Below are 19,988 nucleotides of genomic sequence, written 5' to 3'. Positions count from 1 at the left end.
CCGCGCAAGCCGTCCCAAAGGCCGAAGCAAGGGCGCCGTCGTGGCCACGCGCCCTCGGGCGAGGTCGCAAGCATTGCAATGACGCCCCCCCCGCGGCATATATCGCCAAACCATGGAGCGGCTGATGACACATTATCTCGACTTTGAAAAACCCCTGGCCGAGATCGAGGGCAAGGCCGAGGAATTGCGCGCCCTTGCGCGGCGCAACGAGGGAATGAATGTCGAGGACGAGGCCGCCGCGCTCGATTCCAAGGCGGCGTCGATGCTCGACGAGCTCTACGACAACCTTTCGCCCTGGCAGAAATGCCAGGTCGCCCGGCACCCCGAACGGCCCCATTGCGGCGCTTATATCGACCGCCTTTTCGACGAATTCACGCCGCTCGCGGGCGACCGCAACTTTGCCGAGGATCTCGCGGTGATGGGCGGGCTTGCGCGGTTCCACGACCGCCCGGTCATGGTGATCGGCCAGGAAAAGGGCCATGACACCCGGTCGCGGATCGAACATAACTTCGGCATGGCCCGGCCCGAGGGTTACCGCAAGGCGATCCGCCTGATGCAGATGGCCGGGCGCTTCGGCCTTCCCGTCATCACCCTCGTGGACACGCCCGGCGCCTATCCCGGCAAGGGAGCCGAGGAACGCGGCCAGGCCGAGGCGATCGCACGCTCGATCGAGACCTGCCTGCAGATCCCGGTGCCGCTCGTCAGCGTGATCATCGGCGAGGGCGGCTCGGGCGGCGCGGTGGCGCTGGCGAGCGCGGACCGCGTGGCGATGCTTGAACATTCGGTCTATTCGGTGATCACGCCCGAGGGCTGCGCCTCGATCCTGTGGAAGGACGCCGAAAAGATGCGCGAGGCCGCCGCCGCCATGCGCCTGACCGCCCAGGATCTGAAAAAGCTCGGCGTGATCGACCGGATCATCCCGGAGCCGCGCGGCGCGGCCCATCGCGCCGGCACCGAGGCCATCGACGCCGTCGGCACGGTCATCGCCGAGATGCTCGGCGACCTCGCGGACCACAAGGGCACCGCGCTCATGAAACAGCGGCGCCGCAAATACCTCGACATGGGAGCCGCGACGCTCGCCGCCTGAGCCTCGCACCCCCGGCCCCACCTGCTCCGCCGGGCGGAAACCCGGCGCACGGATAATATCGCGACCCCGCGCCCTGCCCGCCTTGGCGACCCCGAGAAGGGGGTAAATTCAGCTTCTCCGAAAGGTGGAATATCTCGCCCGCATCGTTCCCAATATAATGGCGAACCACGCGGTCACCCGCCGCGGCGGACACGCCCGTCCAGAGGATGACATCGGGCAAATAGTCTTCATTGTCAGCTGGAAAGCTTCATGATCACGATCCCGCTCACAATGAGCGCGGCGGCGAGAAGGCGCGACAGGCTGGCAGCCTCTCCGAGCACAACGATGCCTACCGTAAAGGCCCCGACCGCGCCGATCCCCGTCCAGACGGTATAAGCAGTGCCTAGCGGCAAGGATCGCATTGCAGCGGAGAGAAGTGCGAAGCTGCCGATCATCGTAACGATCGTGACGACGCTGGGCGCAATCAACGAAAAGCCCTCGGACTTCTTCATATAGAACGCCCAGATGATCTCGAGGAGGCCAGCGAAACCCAAGTAAATCCAAGCCATGACCATTCCCTTCGTTCAGGTCAACCGGGTCGTCCCGGCCAATCTGCCCGCAGAGGGAGGTCGTCCTCGCGAAAATGACCATAGCAGTCCGCATTCTTCTGAACAAGCCGGGCAGTGGACATGGGGCACAGGCGATGACGGCTCACACGACAAGACCGGCGGCGGAAACAGACCGGAGGAAGTTCACATCATGAACGCGGACCGGTTTCAGATGCCGGGCCGGGGAAACGACGGGCCTTGCAGCCTGGTGCTCATCCCTGTGTCCACGGCGCGGGCGTGGTTACATCCGGGCTAAAGGCCGCGTCCGGGCGGGCAGGATGAAGCCCCCTGCCCCCGGCCGGGCATCCGCTCGCGGCGGACCGGCGCCGCGGCTCAGGTCATGCTATTTGCCGCTCATGTGCCACAGGCCAGTATGGCGGCGCTCGAGAGCCCCGCGCCAACCGGGTTGCCGGCCAGTGCCTCTTTCAGCGCCTCGTCGCCAATGCATGAACATAGCTCCTCCTCGCTGAGGTTGCGGCTGTTTGGCACCCGCCCATAGGGCACCGCTTCCATGCATCGCCCGACCGCCTTCGCCCGAATCTTCTCCGGTACAACGCATTCCGTGATGTCCGTGCGCATGAATTCATCAAAGATATTCACCACGGAATTTTCCGGCTGCTTCGCATCGAAGGCCATGAACCCTTGCGCGATGCAGTTGCAATCAAGCCCGTCCAGATGCGAATTCGTGCTGCACAGCTGATAAGCCTCGGCTGCTCGTTCCGTCAGTGTGATCTCCTGGGCCTGTATCGTAGATGCCGCACAGAAAAAGAGGATGACGGTCGATACGACCCGGACTTTTGAGGCTTTGGTCGAGAAATTCGGAAATGCAGACATCGGGATATCCCCCACCCAACAGGCAACGCCGCCAGAATTTCAGGATGCGCTTCTGTCCGGCGCAATCAACTGATTCCGAAGCTGCAGGATGCCTGGTTCGGGCAAATCACCACCCCTCTGCGCGGGGCGGACTGTTTTCAGTCCGGCGAACGCGGAAGTGTTCCCTTTCGGAACATCGGCCACCGTCGCCGGTTTGCTTCCAAAAGGTGCTGACATGTCCAATCCACGACGGGACAATCCCGCCACGACCCCGGATCGCGAGAACAGTCAGGGCAAGCACGAGGGGACCGGCCACAAGCCACAGGAGTGGCCGGCATCGCGCGGCTGCGCCCGGCCGGACGCTGCGGACAGCGATGATCGGGCCCGGCCTGGCCATGGTGACGAGAAAGCAGAGCCCTGACAGCAAAGATCAGGCCGCTGTGCCGGTCCACGCTCGCCCGCCCGGAGCGTCTTGCGCCCCGAGAAGAAAACCGTGGACAGGACTCACAAGCGGGCGCATCAGATGTTTTGGCGCTTCCTGAATGCCCCCTTCACGTGTTTTCTGGCGGCCATCTGCACCTCCACAACGGTTTGACGATCGGAGCAACCCTTGGCGGGGCGCGCGGCGTGCCTATCTATCGCCGCATGACCACCCTCCGGCTCTACAAGCGACTCTGCGACATGCGCGACCGGGCCATTCGGCGCCCGGCCTACCGCGTCGTCTATTCACATGTGCTGACCGTGGCGCATATGGACGGACGCCTGATTGCCGACGATCACCCCTCGTGGGAGCGGCTGCAGACCGCAATCACGGCCGCGCGCGACGGCGATCACGACGCACTGGACACGATCGAGCGGGAGTTGTTGCGGCTGCTGGACAGCGCGAGGTGATCTGCGATCCGCATCCGCCGCGCATCTCCGTGTAAATCCGGTCGAGCGTCAGCTTGATCCCGGACAGAGCCACGTGCCGTGAAATCATGAAAAATGGAGCGATGGCGACCCCGGGAGGACTCGAACCCCCAACCTAGCGCTTAGAAGGCGCTTGCTCTATCCCGTTGAGCTACGGGGCCGCAGGCCGGTGCCGGACCGGTTCGCGGGCGGTCGGGTTCCGCCGGGCCGGGCCGACCGATGACCTACAGAGAATATCCCCGGCGGTAAAGGGATTTGCGCGCGCCGCGGCCGCGTGGAACATGACAGCGGCGCGCCGGCGGAACGGCGGTGGGAACGGCGGCGGAGGCCCTTCCCGGATCGGAGGTTGCATGCTGAACGTCATCACCCACGGAGAGCCGTCCGAGCGGGCGCCGCTCGTCATCGCCCACGGCCTGTTCGGATCGGCCCGCAACTGGGGTGTGATCGCCAGGCGCCTTTCCGACCGGCGGCAGGTTCTCGCGCTCGACATGCGCAATCACGGCGACAGCCCATGGCATAACGATCACAGCTATGCGGACATGGCCGCGGACATGGCCGAGGTGATCGCGCTGCGCTGTGCGGACCAGGGCGGGCGGGCCGATGTGCTTGGACATTCCATGGGCGGCAAGGCTGCCATGATGCTGGCGCTGACCCGCCCCGACCTGCTGCGGCGCCTGGTCGTCGCGGATATCGCCCCGGTCGCCTATGGCCACAGCCAGATCCACAATATCGAGGCGATGCGGGGTGTCGATCTTTCCCGGGTCGAACGGCGCACGGATGCGGCGGCACAGTTGGCCGAGGCCGGAATCGGGCGCCAGCTGCAGAGCTTCTTTACCCAGTCGCTCGACCTGCGGGAGCGGCGCTGGCGCTTCAATCTAGATGCGCTGGCCGCGGCGATGCCGCAGATACTGGGCTTTCCCGCACTCGATGCGCATTGGGACGGGCCGGCGCTGTTCATTGCCGGCGAGCATTCGGATTACATCCTGCCCGAGCACCGCCCCCTGATCCGCCGCCTGTTTCCCGGCGCCCGCATCGTCCGGCTGCACGAGGCCGGTCACTGGCTGCATGCGGATCAGCCGCGCGCCTTCGAAGCGGTGATCCGCAGCTTTCTGGACGCCTGACCGCGGCTCTTGCGCGCGCTCCCCGCAATGCGGGCAGCCCTGCGAGCGCCACAATCCGGGCGTGTTGCGCCATGATTTCCGCATGATCCGGCCCGCTTTTCCCGAATTCTTGCCAGATTGCGTTGCTATTCCTGATTCTGACGGCACCTGATCCGGATTCGGCACGATAACCGGTCACTGGGCGGAATCAGGCGCATGTCATCGTCGCGGATGGGCCGAGACTCGCCCAATTCCTGCGGATGAGGATGCAGGGATCCGCTGTGCGGAAAGACAGGGTTAATGTGATGGTCGTTGCCGATTTAACATTTTGTAAACACTCGGGCGCCATTCTGGCGCGGACGTCGCCTGCACGTCCAGGACAGCCCGGCTGCGGCGATGCCAATAGTGGGAGGAAAAATATAATGAGTCATCTTGTCGTCGCTGTTCTTGCCGGTTTCGCCGCCTGCATCCTCTCTGTCACGTTCGGTGCCGGGATGTGGCTGGCGCTTGCGTCCTATACGGCAGGGCTCTGGGTCGGCTTCGGCATCAGCGTCATGCTGTCCCTGCTTCGCGGCCCGCGAAAGATCGCGGTCGCGCGGCATCACAAGGCGATCGTGTAGCAAGGGGCCACTCACCGCTCCCTCGGGGCGGGCGACAAGACGACAGGCAACCGGCGCCGGTTCTTATCTCCGTTCTTGCACCGGGCTGCCGCGCAGCGGGTATCGCCAAGGTGGCAGAATCCGTGTTCATGCGTGGCGGCACAATCCGTTCGCGGCTGGCGGCCGCCGCAAGAACCGAATGCTTGCGCACCCGCCCATCACAGTGCGACCTGATTGATCATCTGATCTGTCACGGAATCGCCGTTCAGTCGCGGATACTGGCCGCAATGCGACCGGATCAAGCTAGGGACGGCAGTGCAACGCAGTCAGCGCAGCGGCGCGGCGAAGCCGGTGCAATGCAATCCTTGCCGGCAGGCGGTGCCACCACCGCTGTAACGCGGCCGACACAGCGCAATCCGGCGCCGCGTTAATCGGCGAAGGCAATCCCGGTGCCCCACAGCACTCCCACGCCAGCCCGACCGGCGAGCCCCGAACCAAGCTCCGCCGCAACCGGAGCGGCGGCGCTCTCCACCGGCAACCGGCGCAACAAGCTGCACGAATCAGTCCCCGCCCCGCCCTCGCGGAACCGAAGGGCCGGGTCGCGCGTTGCCTTATCGCTTTTCAACTGGAGGTTCGATCATGACCACACGTCTTTCACTGCCGGCCCTGTCCCTGCTCTGCGTGGCGCTGTTTGCCCTGGCTGCATGCGAAACCACCAAGGGCTTTGGCGAGGATGTCGAAACCCTCGGCTCGGGCATTTCGCAGGAAGCCGAAGAAGCGTCCTGACGTGACCATCGGCCGTCCGGGGGCCGGATCATCCGGCCCCGCGGATGGCAACGCGCGGCCTCTCGCCCATGGCATCCCGCCTGGGCAGGGGCGCGGTGCAAACGGCTTGCCTCCGGGTGCGATACGGTCTTACTGATCCTGTCCGTTTACCAAGGAGACAAGTCGAATGCGCGTTTTACTTGCAGTAACCGCCCTGCTGGCGCTCACCGCCTGCGAAACAACCAAGGGGGCGGGCCGCGACCTGCAGAAAGCGGGAAGTGCCCTGACCGGAACGGCGCAGGATGCGCAGCAATCCATGCACAGCCCCGGTCAGCCGGCCGCCTCGACCGCGCAGCGCCAGCCGCCCCAAAGCGACGTGATCACTCCGCCGCAGTTCGCCGACATTTGATGGGAGCGCGCGCCCGCCGGGCCGCGCCTCCCGACCGGACGGAAAACGCGCCGGGCCTGCCGACGGCGGGCCCGAAGGCGGACGGCAGCAGAAACCTGACGCGAGGCCGCATTTTCCGGCCTATTCGTCCATCTTCAGCGCCGAGATGAACGCTTCCTGCGGAATTTCGACGCGCCCGAACTGGCGCATCTTCTTCTTGCCCTTCTTCTGCTTCTCCAGAAGCTTCTTCTTGCGCGACACGTCGCCGCCGTAACATTTCGCGGTCACGTCCTTGCGCAGCGCCGACAGCGTTTCGCGGGCCACCACCTTGCCGCCGATCGCCGCCTGGATCGGGATCTTGAACATGTGGCGGGGGATCAGTTCCTTCAGCTTCTCGACCATGGCCCGGCCGCGCATTTCCGCGCGATCGCGATGCACCAGCATGGACAGCGCATCCACCGGCTCTTCGTTCACCAGCACCGACATCTTGACCAGGTTGTCGGCGCGATATTCGGTCAGCTGGTAATCAAAGCTCGCATAGCCCTTGGTGACCGATTTCAGCCGGTCGTAGAAATCGAAGACCACCTCGTTCAGGGGCAGGTCATAGACCACCATCGCCCGGGGCCCGGCATAGGTCAGGTCGAGCTGAATCCCCCGCCGGTCCTGGCAGAGCTTCAGCACATCGCCAAGATATTCATCCGGGACCAGTATGGTCGCACGGATCCGCGGCTCTTCCACGTGATCGACATAGGTCAGATCCGGCATGTCGGCGGGATTGTGCAGCTCGATCACCTCTCCGTCCTTCATGAAGACGTGGTACACGACGCTCGGCGCCGTGGTGATCAGCTCGATGTCGTATTCCCGCTCGATCCGGTCCCGGATCACCTCGAGATGCAGCAGCCCGAGGAATCCGCAGCGGAACCCGAAGCCGAGCGCCGCGCTGGTCTCCATCTCGGAACTGAACGAGGCATCGTTCAGCGCCAGTTTCTCGATCGCCTCGCGCAGATCCTCGAACTCGGCCGAATCGACCGGGAAGAGGCCGCAGAACACCACAGGCTGGCTGGGCTTGAACCCGGGCAGCGGCGTGTCGCAGCCGCGCTTCTCATGGGTGATGGTATCGCCGACGCGGGTGTCGCGGACCTGCTTGATGCTGGCGGTCAGGAACCCGATCTCGCCCGGGCCGAGCGCATCGACCACGGCCATCATGGGGCGGAAAACGCCGATCCGGTCCACCTGGTGCACCGATCCGTTCTGCATCATGCGCACCCGGTCGCCCTTGCGCAGGACGCCGTCCATGATCCGCACCAGGACCACGACGCCGAGATAGGCATCATACCAGGAATCGACCAGCATCGCCCGAAGCGGCGCGGCCGCGTCGCCCCGCGGCGCCGGCAGGCGGTGAACGATCGCCTCAAGCGTCTCGTGGATGCCCTCCCCGGTCTTGGCGCTCACCCGGATCGCGTCATGGGCGTCGATGCCGATCACGTCCTCGATCTGCCCGGCCACCTTGTCGCAATCGCTCGCCGGCAGGTCGATCTTGTTCAGCACCGGCACGATCTCGTGATCCGCGTCGATCGCCTGATAGACATTGGCGAGGGTCTGCGCCTCCACCCCCTGGGTGCTGTCCACCACCAGCAGCGAGCCCTCGACGGCGCGCATGGAGCGCGAGACCTCATAGGCAAAGTCCACATGGCCCGGCGTGTCGATCAGGTTCAGCACGTAGGTCTCGCCATCGTCGGCGCGATAGTCGATCCGCACGGTGTTGGCCTTGATCGTGATGCCGCGCTCGCGCTCGATGTCCATGGCATCGAGCATCTGCTCCTTCATCTCGCGGTCCTGCACCGTCCCGGTCGCCTGGATCAGCCGGTCGGCAAGGGTCGATTTCCCGTGGTCGATATGGGCCACGATCGAAAAGTTCCGGATATGTGCAAGATCTGTCATGACATCGGGATATGTCCGCAACCGCGGCAACGGTCAAGCGCCCCCTGCATGGTGCGCAGCAGCGCAGCAAGCGGTTTGCATCGGCCCCGCTTCGCGGCATGATCGGCCCAAAACGACAGCGTTCGAATCGGACCCTTCATCGAGGCAGACCATGAAAAGATTCCTCTCCGGCACCCTGGTCTTCGGTGCCCTCATCCTGGCAGAGCCCGTCCTTGCCGGCCCGATCGACCGGGCCTGCCGCCAATCGGCCCGGGCCGCGGCCACTTCCCAGCTCTGCGGTTGTCTGCAATCCCTCGCCGACACCACGCTGAAGCGCTCGGACCACCGCCGCGTCGCCCGGTTCTTCAACAAGCCCGACAAGGCACAGAAACTGCGCCAGTCGAACCGGCGACGCGACGCGGAGCTCTGGCAGCGCTACCGCGGCTATGCGAACCTCGCGGAACAGGTCTGCCGCCCCGCCTGATCCACACATAGCCGGCGGGAGCAGGGGAAACGGAGAAATGCCGCCGCCTCCGCGGTGCCGGACCATTCCCTCCCCGCCGCGATCCTCTTCGATCGCCCGGCCGCCCGCGATCCGCGGCCGCACCAATGGGCGACCTGACCGGCAGTTCCAGAGAGCGTCAGGGGCGCCCCACCCCGTCCGCAAGCGGCGTGCCCAGCCCCAGCCCGCTCACCGGCCTCCCCTTCAGATGCGCACCGCCTCGAAGCAAGGCCCGCAACGACAAAAGCCCCGCGTCGCCGCGGGGCTTCGAAGTCCAGGCCCGTGCTCCGGCTCAGGCCGGGGCGGCGGCGCGGGCGATTTCCTTCTTGACCCGGAGCGCCCTCGGCGAAAGCTCCTCGTCACGCGCCTTGGCCAGGAACTTGTCGAGCCCGCCGCGATGATCGACGCTGCGCAGCGCCGCCGCGCTGATCCGCAGCCGGACCCCGCGCCCGAGCGTTTCCGACTGCAACGTGACATCGGTCAGGTTCGGCAGGAAACGACGCCTCGTCTTGTTGTTGGCATGGCTGACATTGTTGCCGGTCATCGGCCCTTTTCCGGTCAGTTCGCAACGGCGCGACATGTGATCACCCTTCTTCTTCGATCTCGGTCTGCTGGCTCCGGCCGCGTCCATCCCGCCGGACGAAAATGGCGCGGACCGCACCGGCGCGCCATGAACTTTCCGCCGGGGCTTACGCCCGAACATTGCCCGCGTCAAGTCGCCCGGCCCGCTTTCCGCCACTCCATGCCGTCTTCTGGCGGGAAATATCCCGGGGGAATCGCCGTCAGGCGATGGGGGCAGCGCCCCCCTCGCAGGGCCGGACGTCACCAAGCACCTCGAGCATGGTCTGCGCCCCCGCCCCGGGCGAAATCTCGCCGCGCGCCACCTGCTCGGACAGCATCATCATGTGCTCGCGGGCGCGCGGCTCCTCGAGCCGCGCCAGCAACGCGTTGCGCACATCCTGCGCGAACCAGTATCGTGCCTGCGCGGCGCGGCGGGCCTCCCAGTGTCCATGCTCGCGGCGCCATTCGGCCAGTTCCTGCATCCGCGTCCAGGCCTTTTCAAGCCCGCTGTTCTCGAGCGCCGACACCATGATCGCGGCCGGGAAACCCTCGGGATCCTGCGGCCGCTTGCGCAGCAGGCGAAGCGCACCGGCGTAATCGCTGCGCGTGCGCGCGGCCGCGGCCTTCAGGTCGCCATCCGCCTTGTTCACAAGGATCAGGTCGGCCATCTCCATGATCCCCCGCTTCACCCCCTGCAACTCGTCCCCGCCCGCGGGCGCGATCAGCAACAGGAACAGATCGGCGATTTCCGCCACCACGGTTTCGGACTGTCCGACCCCCACGGTCTCGATCAGCACCACATCGAACCCCGCCGCCTCGCAAAGCGCCACCGCCTCGCGGCTGCGCCGTGCGATGCCGCCCAGGTGGCTCTGGCTCGGCGAGGGGCGGATAAAGGCCAGCGGCTCGCGCGAAAGCCGCTCCATCCGCGTCTTGTCGCCAAGGATCGACCCGCCGGTGCGCGCCGAGCTCGGATCGACCGCAAGCACAGCCACCCGCAGCCTCTCCCCGGTGAGCATGAGCCCGAAGGATTCGATAAAGGTCGATTTCCCCACCCCCGGCGTGCCGGACAGGCCGATTCGCAGCGAGTGCCGCCCCGAATCGTTGAGCCGCTCCAGAAGCGCGGTGGCAGCGGCACGGTGATCGCGCCGCCCGCTCTCGACCAGCGTGATCGCCCGCGCCAGCGCACGCCGCTCGCCCTTCAGTATCCGTTCCGCCAGGTCCGAAATGTCCATGCCGCTCCGCATCCTCCTGCCCGCTCTGCGCGGCGCAGATTGGCGCAGGCCCATGGGCAATGTCCAGACCGGCCGCTGGACGCGGGGGCCGGCCTTGGCGATAAGGCAACGATGACTGCTCCATCCGCCCCGCCCGCCCCCCTGCCCATCGAGCCGGCCCTGCCCGGGCTGGTCGCGGCCCTGCGCCGCACGCGCCGCGCGGTGCTCGAGGCGCCCCCCGGCGCCGGCAAGACCACCCGGGTTCCCCTGGCGCTGCTCGATTCGGGGCTCATCCCCCAAGGGCAGCGTATCATCATGCTTGAACCGCGCCGCCTTGCCGCCCGCGCCGCCGCCGAGCGCATGGCCGAGACCCTGGGCGAGATCGCGGGCGGGCGCGTCGGCTATCGCATGCGCGGCGCGGTGCGGGTGTCGCGGGACACACGGATCGAGGTCGTGACCGAGGGCGTCCTGACCCGCATGCTGCAGGCGCAGCCCGACCTTCCCGGCGTCGCCTGCGTGATCTTCGACGAATTCCATGAACGGTCCCTGAACGCCGACCTCGGGCTTGCGCTCTGCCTCGAGGTCGCCGGGGCGCTGCGCGAGGATCTGCACCTCCTTGCCATGTCGGCCACGCTCGACGCCGGGCCGGTCGCGGAATTGATGCAGGCGCCGCTCGTCACCGCGCGGGGACAGAGCTTTGCGGTCAGCACCCATTGGCTCGATACGCCGCTTGCGGGCGATGCGCGCCGGCTCGATGCGCTGGCCGACCTCGTGCTCCGGGCCGAGCGCGAAAGCCGCGCCATGGGCGGCGGGCTGCTCGTCTTCCTGCCGGGCGAGCGCGAAATCCGCCGCACGACGGCCCTGCTCGCGCCACGCCTCCCTGCCGGCTGTTCCCTGCATCCGCTCTATGGGGCCCTGCCCTTTGCGCAGCAGCGGGCCGCCATTGCCCCGGCACGGACAGGGCGCAAGATCGTGCTTGCGACCTCGATCGCCGAAACCTCGCTGACCCTTCCCGATATCCGCGTCGTCGTCGATGCGGGGCTTGCGCGGCGCGCCCGCTTCGATCCCGGATCGGGCATGTCGCGCCTTGTGACCGAACCGGCGAGCCGCGCCGAAATCGCCCAGCGCCGGGGCCGCGCCGGGCGCGTGGCCGAGGGGCGCTGCTACCGGCTCTGGTCGCGGGGACAGGAAGGGGCGCTGCCCGGGTTCCCGCCGCCTGAAATCGCGGTGGCGGATCTTGCTCCGCTCGCGCTCGACCTCGCGGAATGGGGCGCGGATGCGGCCGACCTTTCCTTTCTGACGCCGCCGCCCGACACAGCACTTGCAGGCGCACGCCGGATCCTCGCACAACTGGGCGCGCTGGACGGGGCGCGCATCACCGATCACGGGCGCGTGCTTTCGGCAATGCCGCTGCATCCGCGCCTTGCGCATATGCTGATGACGGCGGGGCGTGATGCGGCGATGTTTGCTGCCCTTCTTGCCGCGCGCGATCCCCTGCGCGGCGCGCCCGCAGATCTTGCGCTGCGTCTTGCGGCCCTGAACGGACGGCACGGAGCCACCCGCCAGCCGTTCGACGCGGACGGCGCCGCGCTCGACCGGATCCGCGCCGAAGCGGCGCGGCTGCGCAAATCCGCGCCCGTCTCGGAGCGGCCGCTTTCCATCGGTGCCATGGCGGCGCTGGCCTACCCCGACCGCATCGCCCGCCGCCGCCCCGGAGAGGCGCCGCGCTATCTGCTGTCGGGCGGCAAGGGGGCAAGGCTTGCGCCCGATGATCCGCTGGCCGGAGCGCCCTGGCTCGTCGCGACCGATCTTGACGGCGATCCGAGCGAGGCGCGCATCCGAACCGCCGCCCCGATCACCGAAAGCGAGATCCGCGAAATCCTCGCGCCGCGGATCGCCTGGACTGACCGCTGCGAATGGTCGGGTCGCGAGGGGCGCGTGATCGCCCGCCGGCAGGAGCGCCTCGACGCGCTCGTGCTGGGAGAGCGGCCCTGGCGCGATGCGCCCGAAGAGGCGCTCAGGGGGGCCATGCTGGAAGGCGTGCGCGACCTCGGCCTGCCGATGAGCGATGCGGCGGCACGGCTTGCCGCACGGGTCGAGCTGCTGCGCGCAAAAGGCGCCGGTCTGCCCGATTTCTCGCAGGCGGGGCTGACGGAGTCGCTCGACATCTGGCTGCGGCCCTTTCTCGGCGGGGTCCGCAGCGCCGCCGACTGGAAACAGTTCGACATCCTGCCGGCGCTGCGGGCGCGGCTCGACCATGAACAGCAACGCCTGCTCGACCGGCTGGCCCCGGCCCATTTCACGACCCCGCTCGGGCGGCGGGTGCCGATCGACTATACCCCCGAGGGGCCGCAGATCGCGCTGCGGCTGCAGGAACTGTTCGGTGTCACGCAGCACCCCGAGGCCGCCGGGATGGCCCTGCGCATCGCGCTGCTGTCGCCCGCCGGGCGGGAGGTGCAGGTCACCCGCGACCTGCCGGGATTCTGGGCCGGATCGTACCGGGATGTGCGCAAGGACATGCGCGCGCGCTACCCCAGGCACCCCTGGCCCGAGGATCCGGCGCAGGCCGCGCCGACCACCCGCGCAAAACCACGCCGCTGACGGGTCAGCGCTCGCCCCAGTCGCCGTGATGGCTGCCCGGGCTGTCAATGCGGGCGAACCCATGCGCGCCGAAGAAATCGCGCTGCGCCTGGATGAGGTTGGCGCTGCCGCGGGCGCGGCGGATGCTGTCATACCAGCCGAGCGCCGCGGCCAGCGCCGGCACCGGCAGCCCGGCCCCGACGGCCCCCGCGACCACGCGCCTGAGCGGCGCCACATTCGCCGCAAGCAGCGCCGGCAGGGGATGGGCCAACGGCAGCGGGCCCGCCTGCCCGAGGGCCCCGATCAGCGGATGCAGGAGGTCGGAGCGGATGATGCAGCCCGCACGCCAGATCCGGGCAATGCCGGCAAGGTCGAGCTCCCATGAAAATTCGCCCGATGCGGCGGCAAGCTCCTCGAACCCCTGGACGAGCGTGACGAGGCGCCCCGCGATCAATGCCTGCTCGAGCGCCCCGGCCGGAAGCGGATCGAACGATCCGGCACCCGGAGAGAGCCGCTCTTCGGCGCATTGGCGCAATCCGGCCTGGGCCGACCAGACCCGCGCGTCCACCGCCGCCCCGATCACCCCCGCCGCCTGCCCGAGCTTCAGCGCCTCGATCACGGTCCAGCGTCCGGTGCCCTTCTGCCCGGCGCGGTCGCAGATCGCGTCGACAAGCGGCCGTCCGGTGGCCGGATCCCGCGCCACGAGGGTTTTCGCCGTCACTTCGGTCAGGAAACCGTGCAGCGGCCCCCTGTCCCAATCGGCGAAAAGCGCCCCGATCCGCGGCGCCTCCCACCCCGCGCCGTCGCGCAGCAGCCCGTAAATCTCGGCAATCATCTGCATGTCGGCATATTCGATGCCGTTATGCACCGTCTTGACGAAATGACCCGCCCCGTCCGGCCCCACCCGGGCAACGCAGGGGGTGCCCTCGTAGCGCGCGGCGATGCGGGTCAGGATCGGCTCCAGCGCGGTCCAGGCGGATTTGCTGCCCCCGACCATGATGGAAGGCCCGTGGCGCGCGCCCGCCTCGCCGCCCGAGACGCCCATGCCGGTGAAATGCAGTCCCGTCGGCGCCAGTTCGCGGGTGCGGCGGCGGGTGTCGTTGAAATCGGCATTGCCGGCGTCGATGACGATATCCCCGGGGGCGAGCAGCGGAACGATCTCGGCCAGCATGGCATCCATCGGCGCGCCCGAGGGAATCATGAACAGAACGATTCGCGGCGACGCGAGCGCGGCGACGAACTCCGCGAGCGTATCGGCCGGCACCATCTGCCCGGCCAGCGCGCCGGCACGGTCGAGAAACGGCGCGATCCAGTCGCTGTCACGATTGGTGATCGCGACCCGGATACCCTGTTCCGCAAGGTTCAGCGCCAGCGCACTGCCCATGGTGCCGAGGCCGTAAATGCCGATCTGCGCCGGTTCCTGCGCCTGTGACATCTGTTCGCCTCCTGCTTGCACGTTCCATGACCGGCGCAAACGCGGCCCCGTGGCTGCGCAATGTTTGGCATGGAGTAAATCTTGCCATATCATAAGGGCAACCAAGAAAAACAAACACAGGCGGCACGATCATGAGCACAGTTCTGAAAAAAGCCTGGACCAGACTGGTCCTGCCGATGGTCCAGCGCCCCAAGCGGGTGCAGGTGGCGGCGCTCTGCTATCGCGAGGACGAGAGCGGGGCGAAAAAGGTGCTGCTGATCACCAGCCGGGGCAGCGGGCGCTGGATCCTGCCCAAGGGCTGGCCGATCGACGGGCTGGATGGTGCCGAAACCGCCCTGCGCGAAGCCTGGGAAGAGGCCGGAGTGAAAGAGGCGGTGATCGAGCCCGAGCCGATCGGCTGCTATGAATTCACCAAGGGCATGGATACGGGCGGCCGCGCGCCGGTCGAGACCTATGTCCATCTTGCGCGCGTCACCTCGCTGGTCGACGACTATCCCGAAGCGTCGGAGCGAAAACGCAAATGGGTCTCGCCCGGGGAGGCCGCGACCATGGTGCGCGAACCGGAACTGCGCGCGATCCTGCGCGGCCTGGCCTGACACCATGCGGCCGCACCCCGCACCGGATCGGGCAGTGGCCCCGGTATCGGGCCTGGTCCGCTGCCGCGTTGCACTGGCCGGCCCGAGCGATTAGACGGCTCGACGAGGCTGCAACAGATTCGCGACGCGAGGGCGCAAGCAGATGTCGGAGAGGCCGGCAGGCACACGATGGAAGACGCTCGACAGCGATCTGAACCGGATCAGCATCGTCGAATATGCAAGCGCCCAGATCTCGCGCCCGCTGGTGGCGCCCGGGATCGGCCTGGCCTTCATCGCCGTTGCGTCGCTGCTGGCGGCGGTGTTCTTCGGCCATGCGCCGGTCAATTTCGTCGTGGTCGCGGCGGCCGGCTTCGGCGCCTACATGGCGCTCAACATCGGGGCGAACGACGTCGCGAACAACATGGGGCCGGCGGTCGGGGCGAATGCGCTGTCGATGACCGCGGCGCTGGTGATCGCCGCCGTGTTCGAAAGCGCCGGCGCCCTGCTGGCCGGGGGTGATGTGGTGACGACGATCTCGCAGGGGATCGTCGCGCCCTCCGCCATGCGCAGCCAGGACGTGTTCATCTGGGCGATGATGGCGGCGCTGATTTCCTCGGCGCTCTGGGTGAACCTCGCGACATGGATCGGCGCGCCGGTCTCGACCACCCATGCGGTGGTCGGGGGCGTCGTCGGCGCCGGGGCGGCGGCGGCCGGGATCGCGGCGGTGAACTGGGCCATGATCGGCACCATCGCCGCAAGCTGGGTGATCTCGCCGGTGCTCGGGGGCGGTATCGCCGCCGCGCTTCTGGCCTTCATCAATGCCCGCATCATCTACCGCGAGGACAAGGTCGCGGCGGCGCGGGTCTGGGTGCCGGTGCTGGTCGGGGTGATGGCCGGCACCTTCGCCACCTACATGCTGCTGAAGGGGCTCTCGCGGCTCGTGACCACCGGCCCGGGCCTCGCGGCAGGGGTCGGGATCGGCTTTGGCATCGTCATCTGGCTGCTGACCATCCCGCTGATCCGCCGGCGCTCGCAGGGGCTCGAGAACCGCGAAAGCGCGCTGCGGGGGCTGTTCGGGCTGCCGCTGGTGATTTCTGCGGCGCTGCTGAGCTTTGCCCATGGCGCCAATGACGTGGCCAATGCGGTCGGACCGCTCGCGGCGATCGTGCATGCGGTCGGTTCGGGCGGGCACGGCGAGGGGATGGTGCTGATTCCCAACTGGGTGATGGTGATCGGCGCCTTCGGCATTTCCTTTGGCCTGTTCCTGTTCGGGCCGCGGCTGATCAACATGGTCGGCAATGAGATCACCAAGCTGAACCCGATCCGCGCCTTCTGCGTTGCGCTTTCGGCCGCCTTCACGGTGATCGTGGCAAGCTGGCTCGGCCTGCCGGTGAGTTCGACCCATATCGCAATCGGCGGCGTGTTCGGCGTCGGTTTCTTCCGGGAATGGCTGATGGAGCGGCGCCTGCGGCACATGGGCCACGGCCCGCCCAAGCCGATCACCATCGCGCGCGAGGAACGCGCCCGGCGCCGCCTGGTGCGGCGCTCGCATTTCATGACCATCCTCGCCGCCTGGGTGATCACGGTGCCGGCGGCGGCGCTGATTTCGGCAGCGATCTTCCTCGGGCTGCGGACCGTGCTCGGCTAGGACGTTCTCCGGCGATGTTTCCGGGCAAGCGTTATCGGACCGGCGAGCGGGGGCGCTGCCCCCTCTTGGCCTGCGGCCAATTCACCCCCGGGATATTTCTGCCAGAAGAAGGCCCGGCGGGCCGAGGGGTGCGGCGCCGGTTCAGACGCCGAGGCACCAGCGCATGATCGCCTTCTGCGCATGGAGGCGGTTTTCGGCCTCGTCGAACACGAGCGACTGCGGCCCGTCCATGACGTCGGATGTCACCTCTTCGCCGCGATGCGCGGGCAGACAGTGCATGAACACGGCATCCTTTCCGGCCGCGGCCATCAGGCGTTCGTTCACCTGGTAGGGGCGCAGCATGTTGTGACGCCGCTCGCGCGAGGATTGCGCGTCATGCATCGACACCCAGGTGTCGGTCACGATCACGTCGGCGCCGTCAACCGCGCGCATCGCGTCGCGCTCGATCTCGACCCGGCTGCCGGCGCCGCGGGCGAAGGCGATGAATTCCGCCTCGGGGTCGAGCTGGGGCGGGCCGGTAAAGGTCAGGTCGAAGCCGAACTGCCCCGCCGCATGCAGGAACGAGGCGCAGACGTTGTTGCCGTCGCCGCTCCAGACCACCTTTCGGCCCCGGATCGGGCCGCGGTGTTCTTCATAGGTCAGCACGTCGGCCATGATCTGGCAGGGATGGGTGCGGTCGGTCAGCCCGTTGATCACCGGCACATCGGCATGTTCGGCCATCTCGTGCAGCACGGATTCGTCGAAGGTGCGGATCATGATGAGATCGACATAGCGCGACAGCACCCGGGCGGTATCGGCGATGGTCTCGCCATGGCCGAGCTGCATGTCGCTGCCCGAAAGCACCATGGTCTCGGCCCCCATCTGGCGCGCGCCCACGTCGAAGCTCACCCGCGTGCGGGTCGAGGGCTTTTCGAAGATGAGCGCAACCATCCGCCCGTCGAGCGGCAGCGCGTCGTCCCTGCTGCCGCGCGGGCGGCCCTGCCGCGCGGCCTTCATCCCGGCGCCCTGGGCGATGATGCGGCGCAGATCGTCCGGGTCGGTCGTGTGAATGTCGAGGAAATGGTTCATGGGCCGTCCGCCTTCCTGTCGCCGTCCTGTTGCCGATGCCGGGGCCATTGGTCGCTGCCGGCCCGGCCCTCGCCTGTTACTGGTCCGCCAGAGACTGGGCGGCGCGCCCGAGCCGGTCAAGAGCGGTCGAGATGTCCGCCTCGGAAATGTTCAGCGGCGGCAGCAGGCGCAGCACATTGTCCGCCGCCGGCACGGTCAGCAGCCCCTCGTCATAGCCGGCGGCGACGATATCGGTATTCGGCCGGCGGCACTTGAGCCCGAGCATGAGCCCCACGCCGCGCACCTCCTCGAAGCTGTCGGGCCGGGTCGCGACCAGCGACTCGAGCCCCTGCCGCAGCAGTCCGGCCTTGCGGCTCACCGCATCGAGGAATTCGGGCGTGGCAACGATGTCCATCACGGCGGAGCCGACCGCGCAGGCCAGCGGATTGCCGCCATAGGTGGATCCGTGGGTGCCGACGGTCATGCCGCTCGCGGCGCGCTCGGTTGCCAGCACCGCGCCGAGCGGGAACCCCCCGCCGATCCCCTTGGCCACCATCATGATGTCGGGGGTGATCCCGGCCCATTCATGGGCAAAGAGCCGCCCGGTGCGGCCCATGCCGCATTGCACCTCGTCCAGGATCAGCAGGATGCCGTGTTCGTCGCACAGCGCGCGCAGCCCCTGCAGGCAGCGGTCGGGCATCACGCGGATGCCGCCCTCGCCCTGCACCGGCTCGACCAGGATGGCGCCGGTGCGCCCGGTGATCGCTTCGCGCAGCGCGCCGACATCGGCCCAGGGGAGCTGGACGAAACCGGGCAGCAGCGGCTCGAACCCCCTGGTCATGCGCTCCGACCCGGCCGCCGCGATCCCGGCCGAGGACCGCCCGTGAAACGCCCCTTCGAAGGTCAGGATCTCGCTGCGTTCGGGCCGGCCCTGATCGTGCCAGTACTTGCGCGCCATCTTGACGGCAAGCTCGCAGGCCTCGGTGCCCGAATTGGTAAAGAACACCGTATCGGCAAAGGTGTGCTCGACCAGCTTTTCGGCAAGCGCCTCCTGCTGCGGAATGCGATAGAGGTTCGACACGTGCCAGAGTGCCCCGGCCTGTTGCGACAGCGCACTGACCAGCGCCGGATGCGCATGGCCGAGCACGTTCACCGCGATGCCGCCCCCCATGTCGAGAAAGCAGCGCCCGTCCGCCTCGACCAGCCAGCTTCCCTCGCCGCGGACGAAGCTCAGCGGCGCACGGGCATAGGTCGGCAGAACGGCGGGAATCATGGCATTTTCCTTCGCATGGGAACGGTCCTGTCCTGCTGATTGCATCCGCGCCGGAGCAAGGTCAACGGGATTGCGCGCTCATGCCTTGAGCCGATAGCCCGTCCGCAGCATGGCCCAGCCCAGCAGCGACACCAGGAACGTGGCGCCGATACAGACCGCAAGGCCCAGCAGCGGCGGCGCGTCCGACACCCCGATCAGCCCGAAGCGGAGCCCGTCGATCAGGTAGAAGATCGGGTTCACCTTGGTCAGCATGTTCAGGACCGGCGGCAGCGCCTCGACCGAATAGAACGTGCCCGACAGGAAGGCGAGCGGCGTGACGATGAAATTGGTGATCGCCGCCATCTGGTCGAATTTCTCGGCAAAGACACCCGCCGCGATGCCGAGCGCACCCATGAAGGACGAGCCCAGGATGACGAAGACCAGCGCGGTCAGCGGATGCTGCGGCGTGATACCGAGCGCGATCCAGATGCCGATCGCGATCGCGACGGCGACCATGAGCCCCCGCGCCACGCCGCCGATCAGGTAGCCGAGCACCAGTTCCGAGGCCGACAGCGGCGGCATGAGCGTATCGACGATATTGCCCTGCACCTTGGCGACGAGGATCGAGGAGGAAGTATTCGCGAACGCGTTCTGGATCACGGTCATCATCAGGATGCCGGGGGCGATGAAGGTCAGGAAATCGACCCCCATCACATCGCCGCGCCGCGGTCCGACCGCGATATTGAAGATCAGCAGGAACAGCGCCGCGGTCGCGAGCGGGGCAAGGATCGTCTGGCTCCAGACCACCAGAAAGCGGCGGATCTCGCGTTCCGTGAGCGTATAGAGCCCCATCCAGTTGACATGCCCGAACCGGCGGATGCCGGGCTGCACCACGTCTTTCGCTCCGCCGCCGCCTGCGCGCCCAGTCATGCCGCCTTTCATGCCACCGCCACCTTCTGACAACCTCATCGCGCGATCCCGGCGCAATCTCTGCGCAAACGCGTCGCCG

At 67.6% G+C, this 19,988-nt stretch carries 19 protein-coding genes and 1 tRNA gene; 10 read left to right on the top strand and 10 right to left on the bottom strand.

The window, feature by feature from the left end; all coding sequences use genetic code 11:
* Positions 1–124: 124 nt before the first annotated feature.
* The gene (locus B0B01_RS12330) at positions 125–1,087 is read left to right on the top strand and encodes an acetyl-CoA carboxylase carboxyltransferase subunit alpha (protein WP_076650414.1); all 963 of its coding nucleotides are present in this window, start codon (positions 125–127) and stop codon (positions 1,085–1,087) included.
* Between the two features lie 233 nt (positions 1,088–1,320).
* Here B0B01_RS12330 and B0B01_RS12325 read toward each other — a convergent pair whose 3' ends face one another.
* Positions 1,321–1,635: a DMT family transporter gene (locus B0B01_RS12325; RefSeq protein WP_076650413.1), complete on the bottom strand. Its 315-nt coding sequence runs from the start codon at positions 1,633–1,635 to the stop codon at positions 1,321–1,323.
* A 393-nt stretch (positions 1,636–2,028) separates the two neighbouring features.
* A complete protein-coding gene (locus B0B01_RS12320) occupies positions 2,029–2,508 on the bottom strand; it encodes a hypothetical protein (RefSeq protein ID WP_076650370.1) in 480 nt (159 codons plus the stop codon).
* 606 nt (positions 2,509–3,114) lie between these two features.
* Here B0B01_RS12320 and B0B01_RS12315 point away from each other — a divergent pair.
* Positions 3,115–3,378: a hypothetical protein gene (locus tag B0B01_RS12315; RefSeq protein ID WP_143733105.1), complete on the top strand. Its 264-nt coding sequence runs from the start codon at positions 3,115–3,117 to the stop codon at positions 3,376–3,378.
* A 102-nt stretch (positions 3,379–3,480) separates the two neighbouring features.
* Here B0B01_RS12315 and B0B01_RS12310 read toward each other — a convergent pair.
* Positions 3,481–3,557 (bottom strand) — tRNA-Arg (locus tag B0B01_RS12310).
* A gap of 189 nt (positions 3,558–3,746) precedes the next feature.
* Here B0B01_RS12310 and B0B01_RS12305 point away from each other — a divergent pair.
* From B0B01_RS12305 to B0B01_RS13565, 4 genes are all read left to right on the top strand, one after another.
* Positions 3,747–4,517 carry an alpha/beta fold hydrolase gene (locus tag B0B01_RS12305; protein WP_076650369.1) on the top strand — a complete coding sequence of 257 codons (771 nt, stop codon included), beginning with the start codon at positions 3,747–3,749 and terminating at the stop codon, positions 4,515–4,517.
* 401 nt (positions 4,518–4,918) lie between these two features.
* Positions 4,919–5,116 (top strand): hypothetical protein, encoded by a 198-nt coding sequence (locus B0B01_RS12300; protein ID WP_076650368.1) that lies wholly within the window; start codon positions 4,919–4,921, stop codon positions 5,114–5,116.
* A gap of 618 nt (positions 5,117–5,734) precedes the next feature.
* Complete coding sequence (locus B0B01_RS13100) at positions 5,735–5,881, top strand: entericidin A/B family lipoprotein (protein ID WP_143733104.1); 147 nt, start codon at positions 5,735–5,737, stop codon at positions 5,879–5,881.
* Positions 5,882–6,047: 166 nt separating this feature from the next.
* Positions 6,048–6,269 (top strand): entericidin A/B family lipoprotein, encoded by a 222-nt coding sequence (locus B0B01_RS13565; RefSeq protein ID WP_083946362.1) that lies wholly within the window; start codon positions 6,048–6,050, stop codon positions 6,267–6,269.
* A gap of 120 nt (positions 6,270–6,389) precedes the next feature.
* On the opposite strand, the gene lepA is transcribed toward B0B01_RS13565, so the two are convergent.
* On the bottom strand, positions 6,390–8,189 hold the full coding sequence (gene lepA, locus B0B01_RS12285) for a translation elongation factor 4 (RefSeq protein WP_076650366.1): 1,800 nt from the start codon (positions 8,187–8,189) through the stop codon (positions 6,390–6,392).
* Positions 8,190–8,340: 151 nt separating this feature from the next.
* Between lepA and B0B01_RS12280 the strand changes: the two genes are divergently transcribed.
* Entirely contained in the window at positions 8,341–8,652 is a 312-nt protein-coding gene (locus B0B01_RS12280) for a hypothetical protein (RefSeq protein WP_076650365.1), read from the top strand.
* A 310-nt stretch (positions 8,653–8,962) separates the two neighbouring features.
* On the opposite strand, the gene rpmB is transcribed toward B0B01_RS12280, so the two are convergent.
* Together rpmB and meaB are read right to left on the bottom strand one after the other, a co-directional pair.
* A complete protein-coding gene (gene rpmB / locus B0B01_RS12275) occupies positions 8,963–9,250 on the bottom strand; it encodes a 50S ribosomal protein L28 (protein WP_076650364.1) in 288 nt (95 codons plus the stop codon).
* 202 nt (positions 9,251–9,452) lie between these two features.
* The gene (gene meaB / locus B0B01_RS12270) at positions 9,453–10,463 is read right to left on the bottom strand and encodes a methylmalonyl Co-A mutase-associated GTPase MeaB (protein ID WP_076650363.1); all 1,011 of its coding nucleotides are present in this window, start codon (positions 10,461–10,463) and stop codon (positions 9,453–9,455) included.
* A 111-nt stretch (positions 10,464–10,574) separates the two neighbouring features.
* Between meaB and hrpB the strand changes: the two genes are divergently transcribed.
* Entirely contained in the window at positions 10,575–13,043 is a 2,469-nt protein-coding gene (gene hrpB / locus B0B01_RS12265) for an ATP-dependent helicase HrpB (protein WP_076650362.1), read from the top strand.
* A gap of 4 nt (positions 13,044–13,047) precedes the next feature.
* Here hrpB and gndA read toward each other — a convergent pair whose 3' ends face one another.
* A complete protein-coding gene (gene gndA, locus B0B01_RS12260; protein ID WP_076650361.1) occupies positions 13,048–14,457 on the bottom strand; it encodes an NADP-dependent phosphogluconate dehydrogenase in 1,410 nt (469 codons plus the stop codon).
* 131 nt (positions 14,458–14,588) lie between these two features.
* On the opposite strand from gndA, the gene B0B01_RS12255 reads away from it, so the two are divergent.
* Positions 14,589–15,053 (top strand): NUDIX hydrolase, encoded by a 465-nt coding sequence (locus B0B01_RS12255; protein ID WP_076650360.1) that lies wholly within the window; start codon positions 14,589–14,591, stop codon positions 15,051–15,053.
* A gap of 142 nt (positions 15,054–15,195) precedes the next feature.
* A complete protein-coding gene (locus B0B01_RS12250; protein ID WP_076650359.1) occupies positions 15,196–16,680 on the top strand; it encodes an inorganic phosphate transporter in 1,485 nt (494 codons plus the stop codon).
* Between the two features lie 141 nt (positions 16,681–16,821).
* Here the strand turns inward: B0B01_RS12250 and argF are convergent, their stop codons facing one another.
* The 3 genes from argF to B0B01_RS12235 form a co-directional block, all read right to left on the bottom strand.
* Positions 16,822–17,748, bottom strand: a complete 927-nt coding sequence (gene argF / locus B0B01_RS12245; RefSeq protein WP_076650358.1) for an ornithine carbamoyltransferase — start codon at positions 17,746–17,748, stop codon at positions 16,822–16,824.
* A gap of 76 nt (positions 17,749–17,824) precedes the next feature.
* On the bottom strand, positions 17,825–19,000 hold the full coding sequence (locus B0B01_RS12240; RefSeq protein WP_076650357.1) for an aspartate aminotransferase family protein: 1,176 nt from the start codon (positions 18,998–19,000) through the stop codon (positions 17,825–17,827).
* A 78-nt stretch (positions 19,001–19,078) separates the two neighbouring features.
* Complete coding sequence (locus B0B01_RS12235; RefSeq protein ID WP_076650356.1) at positions 19,079–19,909, bottom strand: ABC transporter permease; 831 nt, start codon at positions 19,907–19,909, stop codon at positions 19,079–19,081.
* Between the last annotated feature and the right edge of the window lie 79 nt (positions 19,910–19,988).

The sequence above is a fragment of the Pontibaca methylaminivorans genome, assembly GCF_900156525.1.
Taxonomy (GTDB): Bacteria; Pseudomonadota; Alphaproteobacteria; order Rhodobacterales; family Rhodobacteraceae; genus Pontibaca; species Pontibaca methylaminivorans.
Note: the sequence above shows the minus strand (reverse complement) of the source record. Positions and strands in the feature narration are given on the sequence as shown.

Bases quoted from the DNA above. Each gene is read 5' to 3' on its own strand.
- B0B01_RS12330 (WP_076650414.1), top strand. From the start codon at position 125: ATGACACATTATCTCGACTTTGAAAAACCCCTGGCCGAGATCGAGGGC.
- B0B01_RS12325 (WP_076650413.1), bottom strand. From the start codon at position 1,635: ATGGCTTGGATTTACTTGGGTTTCGCTGGCCTCCTCGAGATCATCTGG.
- B0B01_RS12320 (WP_076650370.1), bottom strand. From the start codon at position 2,508: ATGTCTGCATTTCCGAATTTCTCGACCAAAGCCTCAAAAGTCCGGGTC.
- B0B01_RS12305 (WP_076650369.1), top strand. From the start codon at position 3,747: ATGCTGAACGTCATCACCCACGGAGAGCCGTCCGAGCGGGCGCCGCTC.
- B0B01_RS12300 (WP_076650368.1), top strand. From the start codon at position 4,919: ATGAGTCATCTTGTCGTCGCTGTTCTTGCCGGTTTCGCCGCCTGCATC.
- B0B01_RS13100 (WP_143733104.1), top strand. From the start codon at position 5,735: ATGACCACACGTCTTTCACTGCCGGCCCTGTCCCTGCTCTGCGTGGCG.
- B0B01_RS13565 (WP_083946362.1), top strand. From the start codon at position 6,048: ATGCGCGTTTTACTTGCAGTAACCGCCCTGCTGGCGCTCACCGCCTGC.
- lepA (WP_076650366.1), bottom strand. From the start codon at position 8,189: ATGACAGATCTTGCACATATCCGGAACTTTTCGATCGTGGCCCATATC.
- B0B01_RS12280 (WP_076650365.1), top strand. From the start codon at position 8,341: ATGAAAAGATTCCTCTCCGGCACCCTGGTCTTCGGTGCCCTCATCCTG.
- rpmB (WP_076650364.1), bottom strand. From the start codon at position 9,250: ATGTCGCGCCGTTGCGAACTGACCGGAAAAGGGCCGATGACCGGCAAC.
- meaB (WP_076650363.1), bottom strand. From the start codon at position 10,463: ATGGACATTTCGGACCTGGCGGAACGGATACTGAAGGGCGAGCGGCGT.
- hrpB (WP_076650362.1), top strand. From the start codon at position 10,575: ATGACTGCTCCATCCGCCCCGCCCGCCCCCCTGCCCATCGAGCCGGCC.
- gndA (WP_076650361.1), bottom strand. From the start codon at position 14,457: ATGTCACAGGCGCAGGAACCGGCGCAGATCGGCATTTACGGCCTCGGC.
- B0B01_RS12255 (WP_076650360.1), top strand. From the start codon at position 14,589: ATGAGCACAGTTCTGAAAAAAGCCTGGACCAGACTGGTCCTGCCGATG.
- B0B01_RS12250 (WP_076650359.1), top strand. From the start codon at position 15,196: ATGTCGGAGAGGCCGGCAGGCACACGATGGAAGACGCTCGACAGCGAT.
- argF (WP_076650358.1), bottom strand. From the start codon at position 17,748: ATGAACCATTTCCTCGACATTCACACGACCGACCCGGACGATCTGCGC.
- B0B01_RS12240 (WP_076650357.1), bottom strand. From the start codon at position 19,000: ATGATTCCCGCCGTTCTGCCGACCTATGCCCGTGCGCCGCTGAGCTTC.
- B0B01_RS12235 (WP_076650356.1), bottom strand. From the start codon at position 19,909: ATGACTGGGCGCGCAGGCGGCGGCGGAGCGAAAGACGTGGTGCAGCCC.